Below are 3,261 nucleotides of genomic sequence, written 5' to 3'. Positions count from 1 at the left end.
CTTATTGTACTAATCTAACTACTATAAGTGATGCTATGTATGAATTAATGCAAGATACTACTTATATACATGGATTAAATTGTTTTGCTGGATGTATTAATATTGTTAATCCTGATACGTATGCAAATCTATCTAGTATTGGTTCTGTTTGTAGTTCATGGTTCTAGGAGGTGGTTAGATGTTAGAAAGAGAAGAAAATGAACTTTTACAGGATTATAGATACAGAAAAAATATTCTACAAGAGATAACACTTGATGATATAGATAAATGGAATAATGCAGGTGTAGGACAAAAAGGCGATAAAGGAGATACCTGGAAACCCTCTGTTGATAGTGAAGGTAATTTAGCTTGGACTAAAGATACATCTGACAATCCACCTACAACAACTAATATTAAGGGACCAAAAGGAGATAAAGGAGATAAAGGAGAACAAGGTATACAAGGTGTCAAAGGCGATACAGGAAATAAAGGGGAACAAGGGATACAAGGTCCTAAAGGTGAAAACGGTGCAACATGGAAACCCTCTGTTGATAGTGAAGGTAATATTAGTTGGATAAACGATACAAGTCAAACAGTACCAGTAGTAGTTAATATTAAAGGGCCTAAAGGAGATGTAGGGCCACAAGGACCGCAAGGGGAACAGGGGATACAAGGACCACAAGGCGAACAAGGCCCTCCTGGTAAAGATGGAAGTGTTACAAACCTTATAGATAGTTTAGAAAGCACAAATACAAAGAGTGCATTAACAGCAAGACAAGGTAATGTATTATATAACATGATATTGGAAATCAAAAAAGACATTGAAGAATTTATTGAAAGTATTTGTACAGAAGATAATTTTGTATTACAAACAGAAGATGGAAATATTTTAGTTAAGGAGGGATAAATAGATGAGTTATGTAAAAGGAAGTCAATTACCTTCTACAAGTACTGTTGCTGATACAGACACACTTATAGTAACACAAGAAGGTGATAGTAAAGCTACTAAGAAAGTTGCTAAAAGTGATTTACTGAAAGAAGATAGAACAAGACTTACTAATTTAGAAACAGATAACACTACTAATAAGAGCAATATTACTAATTTACAAAATAGTTTAGGGAATAAAGCAGAAAAAGCTCATAATCACACTATTGCAGAGGTAACAAATTTACAAACAACTTTAGACGGGAAAGCACCTATAAAATACGTATCGCAATTTGAAGGTGGTGCAATATCATCTAACTTTAGAAAAACAATTATTGGTACTACAGATATGTGTGGTTTTGCAAAATCTTTTAGAAAAAATGATAGTTCTGATGCATGTATGCCTCAACACGGTTCTGGAATTGCATGGGGACAAGCTAATACTCATGGAATGTTGTATGTAGATTGGGGTAGTTCTACTGCATATGTTGCAGGAGGTAATGAAAATAAACTAAATTGGTATAAACAAATAGCATGGAAGGATGAATTAGATAGTTTAAAAAAGCAACTACTAGAGACGCAAAGTGCTTTAGTGGAGACTCAATATAATAGTCTAACTTAAAGAAAGGAGAATAATAATATGTTATTTAAAGTTTTAAAAAATCTTATAGTAAACAAGTATTACTCAAGAAAGGATATTCAAGATAGAATAGATGTATTTATGGCTTATAATAGAATTACAGAAGAACAATATGCTGAATTAATGAATTTAATTGATGAAGTATATAAAGAAAATATAGAAGAAAACGCAGAGACCAATACAGAGGACAACACAAAAGAAAATACAGAACAAAAAGAATCTACAGATAAAGAGTAGGTTCTTTTATTTTACTTAAAAGTGAGGTGTGTCTATGGAAAATGAGAAGGATATACAAGATATAAGAGAAAGGTTAATAAAAATAGAAACTATGCTAGAAAACTACAATAAGAATACAGATTTAAAGTTAAGTTCTGTAGAAGAGAAAATTGCAGTTGCTAATCACCGAATTGCAGATTTAGAGGATAGCAACAAGTGGCTATGGAGAACTGCTTTAGGTGCTATAATTACAGGAGCAATAGCAATATTGTTTAGATTTATATAGATTAAAGGAGATGATTCTATGAATTACATTGTAGAAAATTGTTTAATTCTAATACCAGTTTTATACGTTATAGGAGCCATTGTAAAGGGCATAGAAGTAGTAAAGGATAAATATATTCCATTAGTGTTATTACCTATTGGAATAGGCTTAGCGTTAGCTATTAAGGGTATTAATGTAGATGCAATTATACAAGGAATACTTGTAGTTGGTGTTACTGTATACGGAAATCAAGTATTTAAGCAAATTGGTAAAACAGAGTAGGCTTTATGCTTACTCTTATTTTTTTATAAAAAATGAGGTGATTATAAATGAAGGGAATAGATATAAGCAATAACAATGGTTCTATTAATTTTAATGGTGTGAAAAATAGTGGAGTAGAGTGTGTGTATATTAAAGCTACAGAGGGAACAACATTTCAAGATAGTTACAAGAGTGCTTTCTATGGTGGAGCAAAGAGTATAGGTGCTAAAGTAGGTTTTTATCATTTTCTAGTAGGTACATCTGCTCCAGAAACGCAAGCAGAAAACTTTTACAAGGAGATTATCAGCTACCAGAATGACCTTGTACCTATGTTAGATGTAGAGGTCAACTTCCCAGGACTTAACGATTATATTGCAAGGTTTATTGGAAGGTTTAACCAGTTAACTAGTATGGAAATAGGTATATATACTTATACTTCATTCCTTAATGAATATATAGATGTAGAAAGATTTAAGACACTTAAACTTTGGGAGGCTAATTACAATAATTCTCCTTGGAATTTACCTTCCAATGGCTTTACAAACCGTATAGGACACCAATACACTGAAAAAGGCACTATTGGAGGAGTAAACGGAAATTGTGATGTTAATGAGTTCAACGAGGGAGTTTTAAATGGTAATAAGCAAGTAGTTGTAAATAATGCAACAACTCAAGTTGCTACAGATAACATTTACTTGCAATTACAAAGAGAATTAAATGCACAAGGATTTAGAGATAAAAATGGTAACAAGCTTATTGAAGATGGAATACCAGGAGAACTAACTTTAAGTGCTTGTCCTTTAGTAAGAAAAGGTGCTAGTGGAAATATTACTACTTGGATTCAATTAAGGTGTGGAGCAACTCCTGATGGAATTTTTGGGAATGATACAGAAAATGCAGTTAAATGGATGCAGAGAAAATGGAATATAAATGATGATGGTATAGTTGGTCCTAACACTTGGAGAAAACTTTTAG

At 32.3% G+C, this 3,261-nt stretch carries 6 protein-coding genes; all 6 read left to right on the top strand.

Features of this window, described 5'->3' with window-relative positions; translation table 11 throughout:
* Positions 1-178 precede the first annotated feature (178 nt).
* Positions 179-886, top strand: a complete 708-nt coding sequence (locus tag ACTNAO_RS12655; RefSeq protein ID WP_441028396.1) for a hypothetical protein — start codon at positions 179-181, stop codon at positions 884-886.
* Positions 887-890: 4 nt separating this feature from the next.
* Positions 891-1,526 (top strand): hypothetical protein, encoded by a 636-nt coding sequence (locus tag ACTNAO_RS12650; protein ID WP_441028398.1) that lies wholly within the window; start codon positions 891-893, stop codon positions 1,524-1,526.
* Positions 1,527-1,544: 18 nt separating this feature from the next.
* A complete protein-coding gene (locus tag ACTNAO_RS12645) occupies positions 1,545-1,781 on the top strand; it encodes a hypothetical protein (RefSeq protein ID WP_441028400.1) in 237 nt (78 codons plus the stop codon).
* A gap of 34 nt (positions 1,782-1,815) precedes the next feature.
* Positions 1,816-2,046, top strand: a complete 231-nt coding sequence (locus tag ACTNAO_RS12640; RefSeq protein ID WP_320924721.1) for a hemolysin XhlA family protein — start codon at positions 1,816-1,818, stop codon at positions 2,044-2,046.
* 18 nt (positions 2,047-2,064) lie between these two features.
* Positions 2,065-2,307 carry a phage holin family protein gene (locus ACTNAO_RS12635; protein ID WP_441028402.1) on the top strand — a complete coding sequence of 81 codons (243 nt, stop codon included), beginning with the start codon at positions 2,065-2,067 and terminating at the stop codon, positions 2,305-2,307.
* A 47-nt stretch (positions 2,308-2,354) separates the two neighbouring features.
* The coding region (locus tag ACTNAO_RS12630) for a GH25 family lysozyme (protein ID WP_441048082.1) at positions 2,355-3,261 on the top strand (907 nt) is incomplete at its 3' end.

It is taken from the genome of Clostridium sp. HCP1S3_C6 (assembly GCF_052066735.1).
Classification (GTDB): domain Bacteria; phylum Bacillota; class Clostridia; order Clostridiales; family Clostridiaceae; genus Clostridium.
The sequence above is the reverse complement of the archived record's forward strand: the minus strand, read 5'-3'. Positions and strand labels throughout refer to the sequence as shown.